The sequence below is a fragment of the Streptomyces nigra genome (assembly GCF_003074055.1).
GTDB classification, from domain to species: domain Bacteria; phylum Actinomycetota; class Actinomycetes; order Streptomycetales; family Streptomycetaceae; genus Streptomyces; species Streptomyces nigra.
In genome coordinates, this window is record NZ_CP029043.1 from 7,012,839 (window position 1) to 7,034,325 (window position 21,487).

General features: G+C 73.6%; 23 protein-coding genes. 10 read left to right on the forward strand and 13 right to left on the reverse strand.

What is annotated here, in order from left to right; all coding sequences use genetic code 11:
* Nucleotides 1-14: 14 nt before the first annotated feature.
* The 3 genes from DC008_RS32170 (at nucleotide 15) to DC008_RS32180 (ending at nucleotide 4,358) form a co-directional block, all read left to right on the forward strand.
* On the forward strand, nucleotides 15-2,378 hold the full coding sequence (locus tag DC008_RS32170) for a thioester reductase domain-containing protein (protein ID WP_108710008.1): 2,364 nt from the start codon (nucleotides 15-17) through the stop codon (nucleotides 2,376-2,378).
* Nucleotides 2,375-3,514 carry an alpha/beta hydrolase gene (locus DC008_RS32175; RefSeq protein ID WP_108710009.1) on the forward strand — a complete coding sequence of 380 codons (1,140 nt, stop codon included), beginning with the start codon at nucleotides 2,375-2,377 and terminating at the stop codon, nucleotides 3,512-3,514. Before DC008_RS32170 ends, DC008_RS32175 begins: the two co-directional genes overlap by 4 nt.
* Before the next feature lie 64 nt (nucleotides 3,515-3,578).
* Nucleotides 3,579-4,358 carry an alpha/beta fold hydrolase gene (locus DC008_RS32180; protein WP_108710010.1) on the forward strand — a complete coding sequence of 260 codons (780 nt, stop codon included), beginning with the start codon at nucleotides 3,579-3,581 and terminating at the stop codon, nucleotides 4,356-4,358.
* A gap of 20 nt (nucleotides 4,359-4,378) precedes the next feature.
* On the opposite strand, the gene DC008_RS32185 is transcribed toward DC008_RS32180, so the two are convergent.
* Nucleotides 4,379-5,056, reverse strand: a complete 678-nt coding sequence (locus DC008_RS32185) for a lipoprotein (protein WP_108710011.1) — start codon at nucleotides 5,054-5,056, stop codon at nucleotides 4,379-4,381.
* 274 nt (nucleotides 5,057-5,330) lie between these two features.
* Between DC008_RS32185 and DC008_RS32190 the strand changes: the two genes are divergently transcribed.
* On the forward strand, nucleotides 5,331-5,963 hold the full coding sequence (locus tag DC008_RS32190; RefSeq protein WP_108710012.1) for a class I SAM-dependent methyltransferase: 633 nt from the start codon (nucleotides 5,331-5,333) through the stop codon (nucleotides 5,961-5,963).
* Between the two features lie 6 nt (nucleotides 5,964-5,969).
* Here the strand turns inward: DC008_RS32190 and DC008_RS32195 are convergent, their stop codons facing one another.
* Nucleotides 5,970-7,550, reverse strand: a complete 1,581-nt coding sequence (locus DC008_RS32195; RefSeq protein ID WP_108710013.1) for a glycerol-3-phosphate dehydrogenase/oxidase — start codon at nucleotides 7,548-7,550, stop codon at nucleotides 5,970-5,972.
* On the reverse strand, nucleotides 7,547-8,146 hold the full coding sequence (locus tag DC008_RS32200; RefSeq protein WP_108710014.1) for a TetR/AcrR family transcriptional regulator: 600 nt from the start codon (nucleotides 8,144-8,146) through the stop codon (nucleotides 7,547-7,549). Before DC008_RS32200 ends, DC008_RS32195 begins: the two co-directional genes overlap by 4 nt.
* Before the next feature lie 74 nt (nucleotides 8,147-8,220).
* Between DC008_RS32200 and DC008_RS32205 the strand changes: the two genes are divergently transcribed.
* Both DC008_RS32205 and DC008_RS32210 read left to right on the forward strand, forming a co-directional pair.
* Nucleotides 8,221-9,816 (forward strand): FAD-binding oxidoreductase, encoded by a 1,596-nt coding sequence (locus DC008_RS32205; protein ID WP_108710015.1) that lies wholly within the window; start codon nucleotides 8,221-8,223, stop codon nucleotides 9,814-9,816.
* 76 nt (nucleotides 9,817-9,892) lie between these two features.
* Complete coding sequence (locus DC008_RS32210) at nucleotides 9,893-10,774, forward strand: YegS/Rv2252/BmrU family lipid kinase (RefSeq protein WP_108710016.1); 882 nt, start codon at nucleotides 9,893-9,895, stop codon at nucleotides 10,772-10,774.
* Nucleotides 10,775-10,799: 25 nt separating this feature from the next.
* Here DC008_RS32210 and DC008_RS32215 read toward each other — a convergent pair whose 3' ends face one another.
* The gene (locus DC008_RS32215; RefSeq protein WP_108710017.1) at nucleotides 10,800-11,165 is read right to left on the reverse strand and encodes a helix-turn-helix transcriptional regulator; all 366 of its coding nucleotides are present in this window, start codon (nucleotides 11,163-11,165) and stop codon (nucleotides 10,800-10,802) included.
* 128 nt (nucleotides 11,166-11,293) lie between these two features.
* Between DC008_RS32215 and DC008_RS32220 the strand changes: the two genes are divergently transcribed.
* The 3 genes from DC008_RS32220 (at nucleotide 11,294) to DC008_RS32230 (ending at nucleotide 14,809) form a co-directional block, all read left to right on the forward strand.
* On the forward strand, nucleotides 11,294-12,022 hold the full coding sequence (locus DC008_RS32220) for an STAS domain-containing protein (RefSeq protein WP_108710018.1): 729 nt from the start codon (nucleotides 11,294-11,296) through the stop codon (nucleotides 12,020-12,022).
* Nucleotides 12,023-12,081: 59 nt separating this feature from the next.
* A complete protein-coding gene (locus tag DC008_RS32225) occupies nucleotides 12,082-12,534 on the forward strand; it encodes a flavodoxin family protein (RefSeq protein ID WP_108710019.1) in 453 nt (150 codons plus the stop codon).
* 238 nt (nucleotides 12,535-12,772) lie between these two features.
* Nucleotides 12,773-14,809: a DUF1996 domain-containing protein gene (locus DC008_RS32230; protein ID WP_108710020.1), complete on the forward strand. Its 2,037-nt coding sequence runs from the start codon at nucleotides 12,773-12,775 to the stop codon at nucleotides 14,807-14,809.
* Nucleotides 14,810-14,900: 91 nt separating this feature from the next.
* Here the strand turns inward: DC008_RS32230 and DC008_RS32235 are convergent, their stop codons facing one another.
* From DC008_RS32235 to DC008_RS32260, 6 genes are all read right to left on the reverse strand, one after another.
* The gene (locus DC008_RS32235) at nucleotides 14,901-15,662 is read right to left on the reverse strand and encodes a YqjF family protein (protein ID WP_108710021.1); all 762 of its coding nucleotides are present in this window, start codon (nucleotides 15,660-15,662) and stop codon (nucleotides 14,901-14,903) included.
* A gap of 38 nt (nucleotides 15,663-15,700) precedes the next feature.
* Nucleotides 15,701-16,114 carry a cytidine deaminase family protein gene (locus DC008_RS32240; RefSeq protein WP_108710022.1) on the reverse strand — a complete coding sequence of 138 codons (414 nt, stop codon included), beginning with the start codon at nucleotides 16,112-16,114 and terminating at the stop codon, nucleotides 15,701-15,703.
* A gap of 55 nt (nucleotides 16,115-16,169) precedes the next feature.
* Complete coding sequence (locus DC008_RS32245) at nucleotides 16,170-17,249, reverse strand: ABC transporter ATP-binding protein (protein WP_108710023.1); 1,080 nt, start codon at nucleotides 17,247-17,249, stop codon at nucleotides 16,170-16,172.
* Nucleotides 17,246-18,073, reverse strand: coding sequence for a molybdate ABC transporter permease subunit (gene modB, locus DC008_RS32250; RefSeq protein ID WP_108710024.1), 828 nt, complete (start codon nucleotides 18,071-18,073; stop codon nucleotides 17,246-17,248). The genes DC008_RS32245 and modB overlap by 4 nt, the downstream gene beginning before the upstream one ends.
* On the reverse strand, nucleotides 18,070-18,873 hold the full coding sequence (gene modA, locus DC008_RS32255; RefSeq protein ID WP_108710025.1) for a molybdate ABC transporter substrate-binding protein: 804 nt from the start codon (nucleotides 18,871-18,873) through the stop codon (nucleotides 18,070-18,072). The genes modB and modA overlap by 4 nt, the downstream gene beginning before the upstream one ends.
* Nucleotides 18,874-19,017: 144 nt before the next feature.
* Complete coding sequence (locus DC008_RS32260) at nucleotides 19,018-19,413, reverse strand: TOBE domain-containing protein (RefSeq protein WP_108710026.1); 396 nt, start codon at nucleotides 19,411-19,413, stop codon at nucleotides 19,018-19,020.
* A gap of 312 nt (nucleotides 19,414-19,725) precedes the next feature.
* On the opposite strand from DC008_RS32260, the gene DC008_RS32265 reads away from it, so the two are divergent.
* On the forward strand, nucleotides 19,726-20,166 hold the full coding sequence (locus DC008_RS32265; protein ID WP_108710027.1) for an ATP-binding protein: 441 nt from the start codon (nucleotides 19,726-19,728) through the stop codon (nucleotides 20,164-20,166).
* Between the two features lie 53 nt (nucleotides 20,167-20,219).
* On the opposite strand, the gene DC008_RS32270 is transcribed toward DC008_RS32265, so the two are convergent.
* From DC008_RS32270 to DC008_RS32280, 3 genes are all read right to left on the reverse strand, one after another.
* Nucleotides 20,220-20,615 carry an ATP-binding protein gene (locus DC008_RS32270; RefSeq protein WP_244221449.1) on the reverse strand — a complete coding sequence of 132 codons (396 nt, stop codon included), beginning with the start codon at nucleotides 20,613-20,615 and terminating at the stop codon, nucleotides 20,220-20,222.
* Nucleotides 20,616-20,795: 180 nt separating this feature from the next.
* A complete protein-coding gene (locus DC008_RS32275; protein ID WP_108710028.1) occupies nucleotides 20,796-21,167 on the reverse strand; it encodes a hypothetical protein in 372 nt (123 codons plus the stop codon).
* A gap of 47 nt (nucleotides 21,168-21,214) precedes the next feature.
* Complete coding sequence (locus DC008_RS32280) at nucleotides 21,215-21,457, reverse strand: DUF5133 domain-containing protein (RefSeq protein WP_108710029.1); 243 nt, start codon at nucleotides 21,455-21,457, stop codon at nucleotides 21,215-21,217.
* Nucleotides 21,458-21,487: the final 30 nt, after the last annotated feature.

The following is a 21,487-nucleotide window of genomic DNA, read 5'->3' on the forward strand; positions in this document are numbered from 1 at the left end:
TGTGAAGGGCTTCCATGCGTGAGGTGAACGAGAACGGGCCGGCACCCGCCGACCAGCGGGCGACCGCCGAGGCGATCGAGCGGGGCGGCATCGGTCTCTCGGTGACCGACCTGCTGGCCAGGGTCGCACCCGGGGCGGCACCGCAGCCGGACGTACCCGCCATCCCGGAGCCCTCCGCCGCGCCCCGCGACGAGGTCGCCCTCGTCGCCGAGGTCGCCGCCCTGGCGGGCCGTTACGTCCCCGCCGGCCACCTGGCGCCCGACGCCGACTTCTTCGACGCCGGCGGCACCTCCGTGCACGCGGTGGAGTTGGTCGCCGCACTGGAGACGGAACTCGGCCTGACGGTCGACCTGGACGAGGTGTTCGCGGACGCCCGCCCCGCAAGCCTGGTGCGCCGCGCGATACGCGCCAACGGCACGGTCGTACAGCGGGAAACGGCCGGACTGACCGTCGTACAGCGGCCCACGACCGGACTGGTGACCACCGAGCCGGCTTCCCACCCCGCACACCCCGCCCCGACCCTCACGTCCACCCCCACCGACTCCGCCGCCCGCCCCGAGGACCTGGCGCAGATCCTCGCCGACCTCTCCCTGGCCGACCGGCTGCCGTTCGTCGCGTCCCCCGAACCCTCGCCGCCGCGCCGTGTGTTGCTGACCGGCGCCACCGGCTTCCTCGGCAGCCACATGCTCCTCGACCTGCTACGGCACAGCGACGCCCATGTCTACTGCCTGGTCCGTGCCGCCGACGAGGAGGCGGCCGTGGCCCGGCTGGGCGCGGCGCTCAAGGGGTACGCGCTGCCCTGGTCGTCGGAGGTCCGCCGGCGTGTCACCGTTCTCCCCGGCGACATCCGCGAACCCCGCCTGGGCCTGTCCACCGACCTCTGGGACCGGCTCGCCGAGGAGCTGGACAGCGTCGTGTCGGTCGCCGCCGCCGTGGACTTCCTGCGCGGCTACCCGTCTCTGCGGGCGAGCAATGTGCTCGGTTCCCTCACGCTGGCCGAACTCGCCGCGACGGGCCGCCCCAAGCCGCTGCACCACATCTCCTCCGTCGCCGTCTTCAACGAGGTCGGCATCCCCTCGATGGGCGAGGACGACCCGTTCGCCCACGTCGACCGGCTCGTCGCCGGATACGACCAGTCCAAGTGGGCCGCCGAGGTCGCCCTGCGCCGGGCCCGCGATCACGGCCTGGTCGTCACGGCCCTGCGCCCCGGCGGCATCGGCGGGCACACCAGGACCGGCGCCTACAACCCCCAGGACCTCAGCAGCGGCCTCCTGTCGGCGTTCGCCCGCTTCCGCTCCGTCCCCGCCTTCCGGTATCTGAACGCCGCCCCGGTCGACTGGGTGAGCCGGACCGCCGTCGCCGTGATCTGCGAACCGGACGCATGGGGCTTCGACTACAACCTCACCGGCGTGCCCAACACCCTCGACGACGTCGTCCGGGACATGGCCTTCGGCGGGATGCACGTGCGCGTGCGGGACTGGGAGGAGTGGCGGGCGGACACCCTCGCCCGTCTGGAGGCCGAGCCCGTCCCCGAACTCGCTTTCCTCACCCGGGTGCTGCGCAGCCCCACCGCGCTGAAACTGTGCGAGGCGACCCTGACGGGACCGGCGGCCACCGCCGAGCGGACGGACGCGCTCGTGGACGCGCTCGGTCTGCCGCCCGCCGCCCGGTACGACGCCCGGGCGCAGCTGAAGACGTTCGAACGCCTCGCCGGTGACGGTCTGGCCAGGCTGCCGCACAAGGACGATCAGCCCTACCTGTGGTTCTCCGAGACCACCGAGGGCGGGGTCGGCCCGGTCGGCGGCGCCCCCGACTCGCCCTGCTCGATGGCCCTCACCCTGTCCGTCGCCAGCATGCACCAGCTGGTGACGGAGCGGCGCGTCGACGTCCGCGGCGAGGTCGACTGCCCCGCCGCGCACCACGCAGCGCTGACCGTGGCCCGCGGCGACCTCTGGGTCCGCCCCGAGGAGGGCATCCCGCAGCAGCACGGCCTGCGGCACCCGCTGCTGCGCTACCGCCTGGAACTGACCGACGCCGACGGGGGCCGCTGGTGGCTGGAGGGCCACAAGTACGCCCGCGCGCGCCGCGATCTGTGGCGCCAGACCCGGACCCTGACCGTGGAGCTCGGCCGCGAGGGCGACCCGGCGAGCCTGGCGGGCGAGGTCGTCGTCCCCGCCGACACCTACGTCCGCGACCAGATCGACGGCATCCGCGTGGACCCGCGCCTGACCGGGCGGGAAAAACGTGCCGCCAAGCTGACCTGGCTGGCCTGGTTCGGGCTGGAGATGGGCCGTGGCCTGGCCGGGCCCTTCGCCCGGGCCGCCGCGGACCTGCTCGACCTGCGCCGCACCCCGAACCCGACGGAGAACCACCGATGATCTTCCGTACGCCCGCCCCCCGGACGACCCGGCCGGCCCTGCGCAGGGTCCGGAGCACCGTGACGCCCCGGCCGCTGCGGCACCGCCTCGACCCGGCGGCCGTCGAGGAGATCCCGCTGCGGGCGGGCGACGGAGTGCGCCTGGGCCTGACCCGGGTGGACCCCGGCGAGAGCGGCCGGCCCGCCGTGCTGCTCCTGCACGGGCACACCGCCTCCGCCGACATGTTCCTGCTGCCGGAGACCCGCAACCTGGTCGACGTCCTCCTCGACGACGGCTACGAGCCCTGGCTGCTGGACTGGCGGGGCAGCTGCCGGCTGCCGTACAACGAGACCGGCGGCCGGTACACGTACGACGACGTGGCGCTGCACGACATCCCGGCGGCCGTCTCCCACATCCGGGCCCGGATCGGCGACCGGCCGCTCTTCGTGGTCGCCCACTGCATCGGCTCCCTCACGCTGTCGCTGAGCATGACGGCGGGCCTGGTCCCGGGGCTGGCCGGAGTGGTGTCCCAGGGCGTCTTCCTCACCCCGAAGCTCGCGGGCCGCACCTCCCTGCGCATGACCCTGGCGGGCGAGCTGCTGCGCTCCCGGATCGACCACATCCCCGTCGACTTCCGCAAGGTCGGCCTCTGGTCGAAGTACACCCCGCTGTTCGCGCTGGCCTCACGCGGCGCGGCCTGCCCGGACCCCACCTGCCAGATCCTGCACCACTCGGCGTGGGGGACCGGCGCCTCCCTGTTCGTCCACGAGCACCTGTCCGCCGCCACGCACGACCGGCTGGCCGAGCTGCTCGGCCCCGCCCCGCTGTGGATCCTGCCGCATCTGCGCCGGATCGAACTGGCCCGTACGGTCGTCCGCTGGAACGACACCGACCACCGCTACCGGGCCCTGCCGGAGAACGCCCTGGACGCCGCCGCCCGCATCGACACCCCGGTGCTGCTGCTGTCCGGCAGCGAGAACGGCCTGTGGCTCGACTCGCAGAAGCTGTGCCACGACGTCCTGGCCCGACGGCAGCCCCAACTCGACGTCCGCTACACGGAGATACCGGGCTACGGGCACCTGGACACGTTCCTCGGCCGGGGCGCGGCCCTGGACGTGTTCGGTCACATCCTGGACTTCCTCGGCGAACGCCGGTGACGGCGGACCGCAGGTCCGGATACCGTACCGGTCAGTAACCCGCTCGCTCCCCAGGAGGCCCTCCATGCCGCAGCTCGAAGTCGACGGCGCCACGCTGACGTACGACGACGAGGGCCCCCGCGACGGCGACGGTGTGCCCCTGGTGTTCGTGCACGGCTGGACGGCGAACCGGCACCGCTGGGACCACCAGACGGCCCACTTCTCCGAGCGGCGCCGGGTCGTGCGGCTCGATCTGCGCGGGCACGGCGAGAGCACCGGGGCGGGCGTGCGCCGTATCGACGACCTCGCCGCCGACGTCCTCGCCCTTCTGGACCATCTGAAGATCGAGCGGTTCGTGATCGTCGGGCACTCGATGGGCGGCATGATCGCCCAGACCGTCGCGCTGTCGCACCCGGAGCGGGTGGAGCGCATGGTGCTGGTCAACTCCATCGGCAAGATGGCCTACAGCCGGGGCCGCGCCCTGCTGATGGCCGCCTCGACGCTCGTGCCGTTCAAGCTGTTCGTCGCCGCCAACATCCAGCGCGCCTTCGCCCCCGGCTACCCGCGCGAGGAGGTCCGTGAGTACATCCGCGCCTCCGCCGGCACCCCGCGCGAGGTCGTCATGACGCTGTACGGCGCCATGCGCTCCTTCGACGTCTCGGACCGGATCGGGGCGATCCAGGCGCCGACCCTGCTGGTGCACGGCTACCACGACGTCCAGTTGCCGATCGCGCCGATGCTCCGGCTGGCCACGGCGTACCCGGACGCCGAGGTCCGGGTGCTGGACGCCGGCCATGAGCTGCCCGTGGAGAAGCCGGCCGAACTGACCGCCGTCCTCGACCGCTTCCTCACCCGAGGCGACTGAACGGACGGCGGCGCCCGGCGTCAGCCGACGCGCAGGGTCCGCCGGGCCAGCTCGTAGGCCGGCAGCATCGCCCGGTGCTCGTCGGTGTCGAGTCCGCCGAGGTGGAGGACGACCGGGCCGCGCTTCGTGGCGACGGCCAGCGCGCGCTCCTCCTTCGTCTCGTCCAGGGCCTCACTGGTGTACGTGTACGTCACCTCGGCGCCGGTGACCCCGTCAGCCGTCTCGAAGGTGCGGTACTTCGCCTGCTCGGCGCCCTTCTCGGCGGCGACGAACTCCTTCAGGACGGTGCGCGCGTCGGCAGCGCCCGGCTCGCCCGTCCACACCCGCAGGAAACCGATGTTCCCTGCCGGCTTGGCGTCGATCTCACAGGCCGCGGTGACCGGCCCCTGGTGCAGCAGGGCCGCGGCCAGCTCCTCGACCAGCTCGTCCTCACCCTCGGCGGACCTCGCCTCGACGGCCTTCGGCTTCCAGGACTCGGCGACGTCGAAGGTCACCGGAAGCGCGCAGGCCGACCCGGCGGCGCCCACGCTGCCACCGCTCTTGACCGCGCTGGACCCGCCCCCGCCGGACGCCTCGGCCGACGCGCTCGCCCGGCTCTCCGGCTCCTCGTCGGAGCCGCCCGAACACCCCGTCAGCACCCCGGCCAGCAAGGCCACCTGGACCACCCCGCGCCGCATCCGTACCGTCCCCACCCGCATCGACTCTCCCCAGCCGTCCTGATCAGCCGGCCCACAGTAGCCGAGCCGCAGGCCATGCACCTTGGCGGGCCCGCGGCACGATGAGCTCTGCACCGGCGGCCCGCACCGGCCGCTGAAATCCGTGTGCCACGGGTGGGCGGACCCGCGCCGGCTTCTGGCTGGAGGCCCCGGACGACTGACCGGGCGCGCGATTTGCCGGAACGGCAACGGTGTTTGTCGGGTCGGTCGCCGCCCCCGCAGGCTGGCCGTACGCACCTATGCACCGGGAGGCACCGTGACCGAGACCCATGCCCTGGAGGCCGCCGAGTTCTGGGAGGCCCGCTACCGCGACGGCGGCCCCGTGTGGAGCGGCCGGCCCAACGCGCTCCTCGTCCGGGAGACCGAGGAGCTGCCCCCGGGCACCGCGCTCGACCTCGGCTGCGGGGAGGGCGGCGACGCGGTGTGGCTCGCCTCGCGCGGCTGGCGGGTGACCGGCGTCGACATCTCCCGGACCGCTCTGGAGCGGGCCGCCGGGCACGCCGCCGAGGCCGGGGTGGCCGACCGCACGTCCTGGGAGCGGCACGTCCTCGGGGAGACGTTCCCGAGTGGCACGTACGACCTGGTCAACGCGCAGTTCCTGCAGTCGCCGGTGCCGCTCGACCAGCAGACGGTCCTGCGGCGGGCCGCCGACGCCGTCGCGCCCGGCGGCACCCTGCTGATCGTCCTGCACGCGGGCTGGCCGTCCTGGCAGACCGAGCCGCCCTTCCCGGCGGAGTTCCCGACCCTGGCGGAGGTCCCGGAGCAACTGGCCCTGCCCGAGGCGGAGTGGACCGTGGTCGTCCAGGAGACCGTGCGCAGCCCGCACACGTCCCCCGACGGCGTCCAGGGCCACCGGGACAACCACGTGTGGCACTTCCGCCGCCGCTGAACCCGCCTATGCGCCCGTCGGCGTCTCCTCTCCCAGCGCCTCGCGCACCGCCTCCATCGCGGCCGTGCGGTCCGCCGGGATCAGGCCGATGCGGGTGCGGCGGTCGAGGAGGTCGGACGCGTCGAGGGCGCCCTCGTGGCGGACCGCCCACAGGAGTTCGGCGGCGGTGACGGGGTGCCCGGTGAGTACCGGCTCGTTGAGACGGGGGTCGGTGGCGCCGAGCGCGTGGACGGCCGCCGCCTCGGTGCCGTAGCGCTGGACGAGGCGGTGCGGGGCCTGGACGGTCGCGAGGGCGGTGGGCGACGCGGCGCCGACCAGGGGGAGCGAGGCCGTGGGGGAGGGGCCGGCGCTCACCCGGCCGGTGGCCACGGCGGCGTCGACGGCGTCCTCGGCCATCCGGCGGTAGGTGGTGAGCTTGCCGCCGACGATGGTGATCACGCCCTCGGACGACGTGAGGACCGCGTGCCTGCGGGAGACGTCGGCGGTGCGGCCGGCCGCCGAGCCGACCTCGGCGGTGGTGTCCAGCAGGGGCCGCAGCCCGGCGAACGCGCCGACGACGTCCTCCCGTCCGACCGGGACGTCCAGGACGGAGCCGAGCACGTCGAGCAGGAAGCCGATGTCGGTCTCCGGGACGTCGGGGACGTCGGGCACGGGGCCCTCCACGGGCTCGTCGGTGAGGCCGACGTACACCCGGCCGTCACCCTGCGGCAGCACCAGCACGAAGCGGTTGGTCTCGCCGGGCACGGGCACGTGCAGCCCCGCGGGCAGCGGGCCGAGCCGGTCGGAGCGCAGCACGAGATGCGTGCCGCGTGACGGGCGGATGCGGATGCCCTCGACGAGGCCGTCCGCCCAGACGCCGGTGGCGTTGACGACGACACGGGCCCTGATCTCGCCCTCCTCGCCGGTCAGTTCGTCGCGGACGCGGGCGCCGGACGCGCCGAGCTCCAGGGCCCGTACGCGGGTCAGCACACGGGCGCCGTGCGCGGCGGCGGTCCGGGCCACGGCGGTGACCAGCCGGGCGTCGTCGGTGAGGCGGCCGTCCCAGGACAGCAGTCCGCCGCGCAGGCCCTGGGTGCGCAGGGCGGGCGCGAGGTGCCGGGTCTCCACTGCGGACAGGCGGCGCGGCGCGGGCAGCGTGGCGCGGGCGGTGCGCGCCGCGAGGCGCAGGGTGTCGCCGGCCCGGAAGCCGGCCCAGGCCAGCGCGGACTGGGCGCGGGAGACCAGCGGGGTCAGGGGGAGGACGAAGGGCTGGGCCCGCACCAGGTGCGGTGCCGTGCGCTCCATCAGCACACCGCGCTCGACGGCGCTCTCGTGGGCCACGTCGAACTGCGCGGAGGCGAGGTAGCGGAGCCCGCCGTGGATGAGCTTGCTGCTGAAGCGCGAGGTGCCGAAGGCCAGGTCGTGCGCGTCGATCGCGGCGACCGTCAGACCGCGGGACGCGGCGTCCAGGGCGGCGCCCGCGCCGGTCGCGCCGAGCCCGACGACCAGGACGTCGACGGCCGGACCGCCGACGGTCGCGGTGAGTTCGCGTGCGCGCCGGGCGGCGGACAGCGACGCCCCGCCGGGCGGGGGAGTGGCGGTGCTCATGGCGTCAGGGTCCTCTCGAGGATGCCGCGCAGCTCCGCGAGGAAGGCGTCGCCGTTCAGCTCGGTGTCGTCCGCGTCGGTCATGGTCCGCAGGGACAGGGCGAAGGACTGCACGATCAGCAGCAGGGCCCGCGCCTGCCGTTCGACGTGCCCCTGGCGCACCGACCCGTCGGCGTGGCCCTCGCGCAGCACGTCCGCGAGCAGGGCGAGCAGCGCCTCCTGGCTCGCGCCGCGCCGGTCGAGGACGTACGGCAGGAGCAGTTCCGGATCGACGTCGACGATCTTGTGGAAGAGCGGGTGCGCGCGGAAGGCGGCCACCCCGGCGACCAGTCCGTCGGCGATCAGGTCGCGGGTGAGCGTCCCGGGCCGCCGCTCGGGCATGGCGCCGGTGGCGGCCGCGACCCACTCGCGGGTCATCAGGTCCCCGACCAGGGAGCGCACATCGGGCCACCGCCGGTACAGCGTCATCCGGGAGACCCCGGCGCGGCGGGCCACGTCGGTCATCGTCGTACGGCGGACTCCGACGGCGAGGACGCAGTCGCGTACCGCGTCGAGCACCGCGCCGCCGTCCGAGTGGTTGTGACGAATAGGCGTCATGTGTCACAGTGTAACGCCTGCGAGGCCGTCCGGGACACGGCATCGCCCGACCCGACCCGTGAGGACGACAGCCGATGGACATGCTGTGGAGTGGCTGGGGCGACCCCGCCAAGGCGGCACCGCTGCCCGAGACCGTGACCGGGCTGCTGCGCGACCTGCTCGGCGTCAGGCCGCGCACCGCCGCGCCGGTCGCCCTCGCGGACATCGCCGTACCCGAGCCGGGGCTCGAACCCGCCGCCCTCCAGGACCTGGTGGCCGCGGCCGGCGGCCAGGAGCACGTCCGCACCGACGCCGAGACCCGTGTCCGGCACACCCGGGGCAAGTCCACCCCCGACCTGCTGCGCATCCGCGACGGCGAGGTCGGCGCCGACCTCCCCGCCGCCGTCGTCCTGCCCGCCGATCACGACGAGGTCGTCGCGGTCCTGCGGGCCTGCGCCGGACACGGCCTGCCCGTCGTCCCGTTCGGCGGCGGCACCTCCGTCGTCGGGGGCCTCGCGCCCGCCGGGCGCCGCCCCTTCGTCGCCCTGGACCTGCGCCGGATGGACCGGATGCTCGCCCTCGACCCGGTCTCCCGCACCGCCACCCTGCAGCCGGGCCTGCGCGCCCCGCAGGCCGAGGCGCTGCTCGCCGAACACGGCTTCACCCTGGGGCACTTCCCCCAGTCCTACGAGTGGGCCAGCATCGGCGGTTTCGCCGCCACCCGCTCCAGCGGCCAGGCCTCCGCCGGCTACGGCCGTTTCGACGAGATGGTCCTCGGCCTCACCGTCGCCACCCCCGAGGGCACCCTCGACACCGGCCGCGCCCCCCGCTCGGCGGCCGGCCCCGACCTGCGCCAGCTTCTGCTCGGTTCGGAGGGCGCGTTCGGCGTCATCACCTCCGTGACCGTACGGATCAGGCCCGTCCCGCAGACCCGCGTCTACGAGGGCTGGCGGTTCGCCTCCTTCGAGGAGGGCGCCACCGCGCTGCGCCGCCTCGCCCAGGACGGCCCGCGCCCGACCGTGCTGCGCCTGTCCGACGAGACCGAGACCCTGGTCGGCCTCGCCCAGCCCGACGCGATCGGCGGCGGCCTCCCGACGGACGCGGGCTGCCTCGCGATCACCGGCTACGAGGGTACCGAGGAGGACACCGCCCACCGGCGCGAGCAGGCCGCGGCCGTACTGCACGCCTGCGGCGGCACCCCGCTCGGCGAGGAACCGGGCCGGCGCTGGGCGCACGGCCGCTATTCCGCCCCCTATCTGCGGGACTCCCTGCTGGACGCCGGGGCGTTCGCCGAGACCCTGGAGACGGCCACCTTCTGGTCGGGAGTCCCCGGCCTCCACGCCGCCGTCCGCGACGCCCTCACCGGCACGCTCACCGAGGCCGGCACCCCGCCCCTGGTCATGTGCCACATCTCGCACGTCTACGAGAACGGCGCGTCCCTGTACTTCACCGTCGTCTCGGCGCAGGGCGAGGACCCCCTGAAGCACTGGGAGCGGGCCAAGCGCGCCGCCAACGACGCGATCATCGAGGCCGGCGGCACCATCACCCACCACCACGGCGTCGGCACGGACCACCGCGACTGGTACGTCCGCGAGGCCGGGGTGCTCGGCGTCGAGGCGCTGCGTGCCGTCAAGGGCCGCCTCGACCCGTCCGGCCTGCTCAACCCGGGTGTCCTGCTGCCCCTCGACTGACGCGCCACCGCACCGTACATTCCCTCCACCTCCCCGCCTCTGGCGGCTCCTGACCGCCGGCCCGAAAGGCACACCGATGCGACAGTTCACCGCCATCGTCAACCCCACGGCGGGCGGGTCCGCCGCGGCTGCCGCGCTGCTGGACGTGGCCCGGCCGCTGCGGGAGGCCGGGGCCGATCTGGAGACCCTGTACAGCCGCAGCCTGGCGCACGCCCAGGAACTGGCCCGGGACGCCGGGGAGCGCGGACGCGTGGTGCTCGCCGTGGGCGGCGACGGCATGGCCGGTGGTGTCGGCGGGGCCCTCAGCGGCTCCGACGCCCTGCTCGGGCTCGTCCCCGCCGGCCGCGGCAACGACTTCGCCCGTGCCCTCGAACTGCCCACCGACCCGGCGGCGCTCGCCCGGGTGCTGCTCGACGCCGAGCCCCGCCCGGTCGACACCATCGAGGTCGAGTCGGCCGTCCACCCGCGCACGGTCGTCCTCGGCAGCGTGTACGCCGGTGTCGACGCCCTCGCCAACCGGCACGCCAACAACGCCACCCTGCTGCGCGGCGCCGCCTCCTACTACGCGGGCGGCCTGCGCGCCGTCACGACCTGGCGCCCCGCCCGCTACCGCGTCACCGTCGACGGCCGCGAGCACCTGCACGTCGGCTACACGGTCGTGGCCGCCAACTCCGGCTACTACGGCTCCGGCCGCCGCATAGCGCCGGACGCGCGCGTCGACGACGGACTGCTCGACGTCGTGATGATCCGCCAGGCGCCGCGCCGGCTCTTCTTCGCCCTGATGAACGAGCTCAAGGACGGCACGCATGTGAACCGCCCGCAGGTGGAGATCCTGCGGGGCAAGGAGATACGGATCGTGGCCGACCGGGACGTGCCCTACGGCGCGGACGGCGAGGTGGACGCCACGCTCCCCGTCACCGTCCGGGTCCTGCCGGGCGCCCTGCGCGTCCTCTGCTGAGGCATCACTCACCGCCCGGCGGTCGTCAGCCGCCTTCGACGCGCTGCGGCGAACGCGTCGCGCGCAGCTGCTCGGAGGCGGTGTCGCGCTGCTCCTGGTCCTGCACGAGCAGACCGATCAGCGCCGCCACCGGCAGCCCCGCCTCCGCCGGATGCCGCAGCAGCTTCCCCGGCTCGACGCGGTAGGTGTTGGTGCGCCCCTCCCGCTTGTGGGACAGATAGCCGTCCCTCTCCAGCTCCGAGATGATCTTCTGGACGGCGCGTTCGGTGAGCCGGCAGTGCGCCGCGATATGCCGGATGCGGACATCCGGATTGTCGGCGATCGTGGCCAGCACGCGTGCGTGGTTGGTGAGAAAGGTCCACCCGGTGTGCGGCTCAGGGACTACATCCATGGCCCTAGAGTACGGCCGAGGATTCACGTATCCAAAAACACGTACGGCGATTCATGTATCAGTTGACGTGAACGGTGCTTCGGGTTCAAGCTGTGCGGGAGACGGGGAGACCTGAGGGAGAGGCGGACATGCCCGAGTTCGCGTCGGTACACCTTTCTGCCGCAGGCGACGCCACGGACGCCGGAGCGATGGGCGCGCCGCTGGTGGACCCGCCGCTACCGCTGGTCGCGGCCCTGTGTCCCGAGGGCGATCGCACCAGGGTGGTCGTCCGCGGCGAGCTGGACCTCGACGCCGGGGACCGGTTCGGACGCATCCTGCGGGACGCCCTGCATCGCTCGGTGCGCGGCGTCGACCTCGATCTGCGCGGCGTCACGTTCTGCGACTGCGCCGCCCTGAACATCCTCCTCGCGGAACGCCGGCGGGCCCTGGCCGACGGCAAGACCGTGGCGCTGCAGGGCAGCAGCGCCACGGTCGACCGCCTGCTTCTGCTGACCGGCACCCGGGACCTGTTCACCGGACCGGCCCCGGACGGCGCCGACGCGACGGGACGCACACCGGACGGGGAGGCGGCGGACGCGACCGGCCACGACCTGCGGACCGAACTCGCCCAACTGCGCCAGGCCATGCGCACCCGGCCCACCGAGGACCTCGCCCGCGGCATCCTCATGGCCTACTACGGCCTGGGCCCCCGGGACGCCTGGGCGGTGCTCGTCACGGCCGCCGAGCGCGGCGGCACCGAGCCGCATCTGCTCGCCGGGGAACTCGTCGAGGCCGCCCAGGGCGGCACGCCGCTGCCCGCAGGGCTCCGGGCGGAACTGTCCTCGGCCATCGGGCGCGTCCAGGTGACCGACGGCTGAGCGCCCGGAACCGGGCGTGCCGCTTGCGCGGACCGGCGCCCCGGGGGCAGGGTGCGCTCGTGCCCACCTTGCTGATCGTCCATCACACCCCGTCGCCCAACTGCCAGGCCCTGCTGGAGGCGGTCGTCTCCGGTGCGACCGCGCCCGAGATCGAGGGCGTCGACGTCGTCCGCCGCCCGGCACTGTCCGCCACCGCCTCCGACGTCCTCGCCGCGGACGCCTACGTGCTGGGCACACCGGCCAACCTCGGGTACATCTCCGGCGCCCTGAAGCATTTCTTCGACCAGATCTACTACCCCTGCCTCGACGCCACCCGCGGCCGCTCCTTCGGGCACTATGTGCACGGCGGCAGCGACGTCACCGGCGCCCTGCGGGCCGTCGACACCATCACGACCGGTCTCGGCTGGCAGCGGTCCGCCCGTCCGGTGACCGTGACGGGCGAGCCCGGCAAGGACGACATCCAGGCGTGCTGGGAGCTGGGCGCCACGCTCGCCGCGGGCCTCATGCCTTGAGGGATCCGCGCCCAATTCACCTGCGTCGACGCAGGTGAGAGCGTTTCAAACCGTCGGGCACTGAGAAACTTGTGAGAATTTCCGAGGCGGTTGAACACAGTGGGGCTCGCCTCCGTATGGGAGCAGGGGGATTTTCATGCCCTGACCGATCACGAGGCGATGGAGTAATTCCTTGGGACGCAGCACGCGGAGACGCCCCACGGGCGCACGGCGCGCGACCTTTGCAGCGGTCGCGCTGATGTTGGGTGGTGGCGGCCTCGTCGCGGCCAACGTCGTTGCCTCGGCCACCGAGGAGGGCGGAACGGACTCCGCCCAGACGCTGTCCACCCCGGCCGGCACGATCGACTGCCCCGACGTCGGCACCAAGCTGACCGATGTGCCGGAGGGTGCGAAGGAGGACGTCGCCAAGGAACTCGCCCTCCTCGACCAGCAGATCGCCGACGCCTACCAGCGACTGATGAACGCCGGACAGGCCATCGAGCAGGACAAGGCCTTCGCCGAGAACTCGATCATGACGCCGCTGAAGGAGAAGCGCGCGGCGACGATCGAGCGGATCGCCATCGCCGTGGACCGCCAGGGCGACCGGCCCGAGGGCCTGGACGCCCTCGCCGCCTGCACCCTGCGCGCCCCGGAGAGCAGCGCGCCCGCCGGGCAGCCGAGCGACGGCGGCCAGCAGAGCGGCGACGGCCAGGGCGACGCCGGACAGGGCGGCGACGGCCAGAACGGCGACAACGGCCAGGACGGGAACGGCGGTCAGGCCGGCAACGGCCCCGTCGCCGCCGACTACGTGGACATCAAGTCCGTCCAGCCCAACGTCTCCGAGCCGGCCGTGCGCAAGGGCGGCTCCAGCGGCTCCTTCGCCACCAGCTGCGGTGTGAACGAGAACGGGCTGTTCAACTCGGACAACGTGATCGTGGCCCCCGGTGTCTCCAACGGCGCCCACCACTTCCACGACTACATCGGCAACCAGTCCAACACCGCTTTCGCGAGCGACGAGGACCTGGCCAACGCCGACACCAGCTGCGTGGACAAGAGTGACAAGTCGACGTACTACTGGCCGGTGCTGCGTCTGCAGAACGGCAAGCAGGAGCAGGACGCGAACAAGCCCGGCGGCGGTATCGAGGGCAACGCCGGCGAGATCGTCCAGCCCAAGGAGGTGACGCTGAACTTCGTGGGCAACCCGCAGAGCAAGGTCACCGAGATGCCGCGTCTCCTGCGCATCATCACCGGCGACGCCAAGGCGTTCGTCAACGGCCCGGCCAACGCCAACGCCTCCTGGAGCTGCACCGGTTTCGAGGACCGGCAGCTGAAGGACAAGTACCCGCTGTGCCCGCAGGGCAGTGACGTGGTGCGCTCCTTCAAGTTCCAGAGCTGCTGGGACGGTCAGAACATCGACAGCGCCAACCACCGCGCCCACGTGGCGTTCGCCGCGGCCGACGGCAGCTGCGGCAACGGCTTCAAGGCCATCCCGCAGCTGGTGCAGCGGATCGTCTACGACGTCGACGCGCCCAGCCTGCAGGACGGCGGCAGGACCACCCCGCTGTTCGCGGTGGACTCCTTCCCGGAGCAGCTGCACAAGCCCGTCACCGACCACGGCGACTTCATCAACGTCTTCGACGAGAAGCTGATGAGCGAGATGGTCGACTGCATCAACGAAGGCCGCACCTGCGGCGTCGGCGCCGGTGACGGCGGCGGCGACCCGGGCCAGGAGGAGCCGACCGAGGCACCCACCACCCCGCCCGCCGACAACGGCGGCAACGGTGGCGGCAACGGTGACGGCGGCGGCCAGGGCGACGACGAGACGCAGCCGCCGGCCACGGAGGAGCCCGCCACCGAGGCGCCCACCACCCCGCCGGCCGACAACGGCGGCGACGACGGCAAGGGTGACGACGGCCAGGACAACGGTGGCCAGGACAACGGCGGCGGTCAGAACGACGGCGGCGGCAAGAACGACGACGGCGGGAACGGCGGCGCCGGCGCCGGGCAGCCGCAGGACGACGAGCCCACCGTGTCCAGCACGGTGGCGCCCAAGTCCAGCGGTGAGCCGGACGCAGGGAACGACGAGGGCGGCGACGAGGCGGACGCCATCGGCACCCCCGCGCAGACCCAGCCCCCGACCAGCGACACCGACTCCCTGACGGGTGGTGCGCGGGCCCAGGCGGTCGGCGGCGACCTCGCCGAGACCGGCACCTCGCTGTGGCCGGCCGCGGGCGGAGCCGTTCTGCTGATCGCCGGGTTCGTGGTGCTCATGCGCACCAGGCGGCACGCCCGTTGAGGGAGTGACGCGCCACACCTGAGACGGTGACGTGACGGCGAAGGGCCCGGACCGGGCACACCGGTCCGGGCCCTTCGTGCTGCGCTGTCGGTCAGGGCGTGGGAAGGCCCGCCGGGCGCGCGGGACGCCCCAGCCGTACGGGCACCCCGGGGGAGTACAGCACGCTGACCGGATCGCCCTCGGGCGCGGGCAGACCGGCCGCCGTGATCAGGTTCTCCTCGCGGAGCACCGCCTCGGCGCGGTGCAGCGGCCAGCGCGGATGGTCGTTGGGCAGATACGCGGAGGGGCCGGACGCGCCGAAGAAGGCGTTGTGCATGCCCCAGCGGGCGGTGAGGAAGTGCTCGAGCCCCGTCGGCTCCGCGATCCGCTCCCCGACCCGCACGGTGAGCCGGCTGTACGCGCCCCGCGGCCCCGGCCATCTGCGGGAGCTCGTGTACGTCACCGTGTCGCCCGCCCGGCGCACGGCCATCCGGGACCAGAGATACGGCAGCCGGAAGCCGACGCGCCCCATGACCACCGGGATCAGCCGGGCGGCGTCCATGGAGCGGAACACCACCCCGCGCCGCCCGTGCGCGTCGACCGAGTACAGCCGCACATTGGTCTCGGGGAACGTCCCCAGATACGGCACCCCGGGCAGCCCCAGCCAGCCGACCCGGTGCATCCGGAACGCGACCAGACCGACGTAGGTCGCCCCGTCGTAGGTGTCGGGGACGGTGCCGCGCGGCAGCAGCCCGGCCACCGCCGCCGGGTCGACCGCCCAGTGCAGGAAGGCGAGATCGAGCCAGCGCTGGGTGAGCAGCGGGCTGCGGACACGGGAGGGGGCGTCCGGGGAGACGGCTGACGGCTCGACCACGCGTCCAGCATCGCAGAGCGCCGTCGCCGCCCGCCGCGCTAGCCGGCGTCGAGCTGGTGGTCCGCCCAGACGTAGGTCGCGGGCAGCAACTCCCGTACGGGCACGGTCCGCAGGCCCTCCTCGGAGCCGACGACGACGTCGAGGGACGGGAAGTAGTCGAACAGGACCTGACGGCAGCGCCCGCAGGGCGGGACGACACCGCGGTCGCGGTCGCCGACGGCGACGATCGTGTCCAGCTCGTAGGCGCCTTGCGCGGCGGCCGCGCCGATGACGACGAGCTCGGCGCACGGACCGCCCGTGAAGTGGTAGGCGTTGACGCCGGTGACGATCCGGCCGTCCCGGGCGCGTGCGGCGGCGGCCACCGTGTGGTTGTCGCCCCGGCACGCCTCGCGGGCGACGCGGCCCGCGGCCTCGACGAGTGCGTGGTCGACGCGGATGTCCTCGGCGCTCATGTCCTCTGCTTCCGTACGGGGGAGGCTCATTGTCACCCCGGGCGGGTGACAGGCCTCAGGCGGGATAGGCGTGGGTCTGGGTCGCCTTGACCGTCGCCCACACCGTGGCGCCGGGACGCAGGTCGAGTTCGGCGGCGGCGACCGTCGTCAGGTCGGCGGCCAGCGGGAGTTCACCGGACAGCGCCGCGCGGATCTGGTCGCCGTGCGTCTCCAGACCGGCCACCTCGCAACGCCACAGATTGCGGGCGCTGGAACCGGTCGGACGCTCCCGGTGCAGGGTCACCGCGCCGGGCGGGAACGCGACGAAGACCGGACCGGTCAGCTCCTCGGTGGTCGTGACCAGCGGGCCGCCGTCGACCCGGACGGTGTGCCCGAGAGCCTCGCCCCGGTAGAGGTTGAGGCCGACCAGCCGGGCGATGTAGTCGCTGCGCGGATGCCGCGCGATGTCGGCCGGGCCGCCCTCCTGGACGACCCGCCCGTCCTCGATGACCACGAGATGGTCGGCCAGCACCATGGCGTCCAGGGGGTCGTGGGTGACGAGGACGGCCACCGCCTCGAAGTCCGCAAGATGGTGACGCAGCCGCGCCCGTACGTCGAGCCTGGTCCGGGCGTCGAGCGCGGCGAGCGGCTCGTCGAGGAGCAGCAGCCGCGGGTGGGTCGCCAGGGCCCGGGCGAGGGCGACCCGCTGGGCCTGCCCGCCGGACAGCCGGCGCGGTCTGCTCGCGGCGTGCTCGGCGAGTCCCATGCGCTCCAGCCACGCGGCGGCCTGCGCCCGGGCGACCGCTTTCGGCACCTTGCGGCAGCGGGGCCCGAACGCCACGTTGTCCAGCGCGGACAGATGGGGGAAGAGCAGATAGTCCTGGAAGACGACCCCGACCGGGCGGGACTCCGGCGGCGTGCGGTCGAGATCGGCGCCGTCCAGCCGCAGATGCCCGTCGGACAGCGGGACCAGGCCGGCCAGCGCGCGCAGGGCGGTCGTCTTGCCGGCGCCGTTCGGTCCGAGGAGCGCGACCACGTCACCGGGCGCGGCGCGCAGCGCCACGTCGAGGCGGAAGGCGTCCCGCTCCACGACCAGGCGGGCGTCCAGCCCCTCGCCGTCGCGAGCGGGCGCGCTGTCGTGGGCCGTCGCGGTCATGAGGCGGTCATCCAGCGGTCACGCAGGCCCGCGAGCACCGCGACGGACACGGCGAGCAGGACCAGGCTGAGGGCGATCGCCGCCTCCGGGTCGTTCTGGAGTGCCAGATACACGGCGAGCGGCATGGTCTGGGTCCGGCCGGGGAAGTTCCCGGCGAACGTGATGGTCGCCCCGAACTCACCGAGCGCCCGCGCCCAGGCGAGGACGGCGCCGGCCGCGATGCCGGGCGCGACGAGCGGCAGCGTGACCCGGCGGAACGCGGTGAAGCGGGAGGCGCCCAGGGTGGCGGCGGCCTCCTCGTAGCGCGGGTCGGCGGCGCGCAGGGTGCCCTCGACGCTGATGACGAGGAACGGCATCGCCACGAACGCCTCCGCGACCACCACGCCCGCCGTGGTGAACGGCAGGGTCACACCGAACCAGTCGTCCAGCAGCCGGCCCACCACGCCGTTGCGGCCGAGCGCCATCAGCAGCGCCACACCGCCGACCACGGGCGGCAGGACGAGCGGCAGCGTGACCAGCGCCCGGACCAGCCGCCGCCCGGGGAACTCCACCCGGGCCAGCAGCCAGGCCAGCGGCACGCCGACGACCAGGCTCACCGCGGTCGCCGCCGTCGCGCAGACCAGGGACAGCCGCAGCGCCTGCCACACCTCGGTGCTGGTCAGCAGATCGGGCATACTCCGCCACGGGGCCCGTACGAGCAGGGCGATCAGCGGCAGGACCAGGAACGCGACCCCGATCAGCGCGGGCACGAGCAGCGGCAGCGGGGCACCCCGGCTCACACGGCGGCGGCGCCGGGGAACGGCCGGGAAATCCTGGGCCTTCACGGCGCGAGGAACCCGGCCCCGGTCAGGGCCTTCCGGCCCTCGGGGGAGCGTACGAGCGCGAGGAACGCCTCGGCGGCCTCAGTGTTCTCCGACCGCTCGAGCACGGTGATCGGGTAGTCGTTGACGGCGTCGGCCGACTCGGGGAACTCCACGCCCTCCACCTTGTCACCCGCGGCCTGCACATCGGTCCTGTAGACGACGGCCGCGTCGGCCTCCTTCAGGACGACCTTGTTGAGCGCGGACTTGACGTCCTCCTCGTAGGAGACGGGGGTGAGCTCGAGCCCGCTCGCGTCGAGGGCCTTCTTGGCGGCGGCCCCGCAGGGCACCGAGGCGTCGCACAGCACGACCTTGAGGCCGTTGCGCGTGAGGTCCTTCAGGGACCCGATCCGGTCGGGGTTGCCGGGGAGGGTGGCGATCTCCAGCCGGTTGCGGACGAAGGTGACGGGAGTACCGGAGGCGTCCCCGGCGTCCGTGACGATCTTCATCGTCTTCGGGCTGGCCGAGGCGAAGACGTCGGCGGGCGCGCCGCCGGTGATGCTCGCGGCCAGCGCGTCGCTGCCGCCGAAGCTGAAGGTGACATGGGTGCCCGGGTGCTCGCGCTCGAACCGCTCGCCCAGCTCCTCGAAGCTCTCCTTGAGGGAGGCCGCGGCGAACACGGTCACCTCACCCGACACACCGCCCGATCCCGAGGCGGGCGGCGGCCCGGAGGACGAGCAGGCGCCCAGGACCAGCAGCGCGGCGGCCCCCAGGGCACCCGACGACAGGGCGCGCCGGATCCGGCGCGAAGAACGGCTGGGCACGGAGGCACTCCCTCGGTCGCGAACGAACGCGTATGCCGATCATACTGCCGCAGATACAAGGGAAAAGGCTCTGGTCACTTCGCATAAGCCGTGGACGGGGGCCGCTGCCCTGGCATGTGCGTTTCTACGGAAGGTTCGCCCGGCTCACGTGCGGTCGATATGGACATTCGTCGACTTGACCCGGGCGGTGGCCTCCGTGCCGACCTCAAGACCCAGCTCCTCCACGGCCTCCCGGGTCAGCAGCGACACCAGCCGGTGCGGGCCGGCCTGGATCTCCACCTGGGCCGCCACGTCCCCGAGCTTGATCGCGGTGACGATGCCGGGGAAGGCGTTGCGCACGGAGGTGGACGAGGGCGCCTCCTCGCCCGCGCCGCTGCGGGCGAGCTCCACGGAGAAGGCGGCGAGGTCCCTGCCGTCGATGAGGCGCCTGCCGCTCTCGTCGCGATGGGTGGCCATCCTGCCCGCGTCCGCCCAGCGCCGGGCGGTGTCCGGACTGACACCCAGCAGCCGCGCCGCCTGACCGATCGTGTATGCCTGCATGGCGCCAAGATAGGTCAGCCGCCAGGGACGTTCCGCCGGGGGACCGCGCGGGCGGGGACCGGGAGGGACAGCCGTAGGGTCCCCGCGCCTGTGATCACGCACACACCGCAGGGGACCGGAAGGCCGGCACCGGGTCCGTTTGCCCGGTGATGGCACCCGGTGTCCGCGTGTGGGTACCCCGCCGAAGGGGAACCTGGCAGGCTGCACCCGGTTCGGGACGCGTAGCCGCGCTCTCGCTGGGAACCAGCAGCGGAGTAAGCAGCAAGGACAAGTCACCGCGGCCGAACGGCGGACGGGGCCGAAGAAGGTGTGATGGCGACCGAATCACAGGACGGCGGCAAGAAGCCGTCTACGGAACAGACACAGGAGTGGGGGGCCCGCTTCGACGGGGGGTTCGGCGATGTGACGCGTGCGCGTCTGGGCGCGGAGGAGTATCTGAACACGCTCGCGCGGGCCTCGCCCCCGGCGACCCCGGAGTACCGGGACGACATCCTGCTGGTGGTCAGCGAGCTGGTCTCGAACGCCATCCAGTACGCGCCGGGTCCCATGGAGCTGACCATGCGCAAGGCTTTCGACGGCGTCCATGTGACGCTCGGCGACACCAGCACCACCCGGCCGGCGCCGCGCCCCTTCCACCCCGGGACGGGCAAGGGCGGAGGCATCGGCTGGTATCTCATCCACACGCTGTGCGACCAGGTCAGCGTGGTGGTGCGCGAGGACGGAAAGGACGTCCACGCCTTCCTGCCCTGGTGAACCATGACGTGTGACCGTCCTGCGGAAGGGCCGCCCGGCCGCGGGACGGGCATTCATGTCAGCGGCGCCAGGACGCTGACCGTCTTGCCTCCCTCACGGCGGTGGTCGATCCGGATCTCCCGCGTCAGGCGGATGATCAGGGGCCAGCCGTACCCGCTGCCCTCGTGGGTCTGCGGCAACGTGCCCGGACCGTAGGCGGCGGACGGCACGGTGTCGCTGTAGTCGTGCACGCGCAGCCGCAGTCCCTCCCGCTCCACGGCCACCTCGAACCCGGCGAGGCCGTCGCCGTGCCGGATCGCGTTGGTGACCAGCTCTGACACCACCAGCATCAGGTCCATCACCGCGCGCTCGTCCACGGGGGAGGTGCGGGCGTGCTCCTCGACGACCGACTTCACGAAGCCGCGTGCCGCCGATGCGCTGCTGACCTCGGCGGACCGGAACCGCAGCACGCCTCCGTCCCCGGCCCGCCGGTGCTCCGCCGGCCTCACGAGCGTCCGCCCGCGGTGCGCGCCCCGGCCCGCGAGGCCCGGCGGGCGCGCACCCGGTGCCGTGCGGCTGTCGTCATGCCACCATCCCTCGGACACGCTCGTCCCGTGCCCTTCGTCCCGTTCCCGTGCATGACCACCCGGCTACCCCGAAGCCCGCGAAGCATGGGACAGCCGCGCGTGGTACGCACCGACGGCGGCGAGGTACCGCGGATCACGGGTCTCGCGGTCCGTCTCGAACCGGGGGGCCTCCTTGGCCTCCGCGCGGGTGCAGGCGACCGTGACGGTCCGCTCCCGCTCGTCCACCCCGGTCACCGTGCCCGCGGGGATCACCAGGCTCCGGCCGAACACCCAGGCGCCCGTGTCGACGATCAGATGGCGCTGATGGCTGTCGTCGGCCTGCCGGTCCACATGCCCGATGATCCCGTCGGTCGCCTCGACTCTGAACCCGGTGAGGTCCAGCCCCTCCCGGTGCCCGCTGCCCGGCCGGTAGGACCAGATTCCGTCGGTGCCCACATCGCTCCCTTCCGTCATGACCGTTCACATCCGTGCCGCCGGCCCGTCTACACGGCGGCGGCCGCCGCGCGGCATGCCGCGGGCTCGTCCAGAGACGCGGCCAGCATGTGCCGCGCCGTCTCATGTGCATGTCCCACCTCGCGCGTCCCGGTCGAGACGCACAGCGTGTACGCCAGGTCCTGGACCCGCGGGTCGTGCCGGTCCGGGCCCTCGCCGGGGGCCGTACGCGCCATGAGCGCCTCGTACTCGTCGACGAGCCGGCGCAGCAGCGTCGGGTGGGGCATCAGCATCGGTGTCCGCTCCTCGGATGAAGTCGTCGC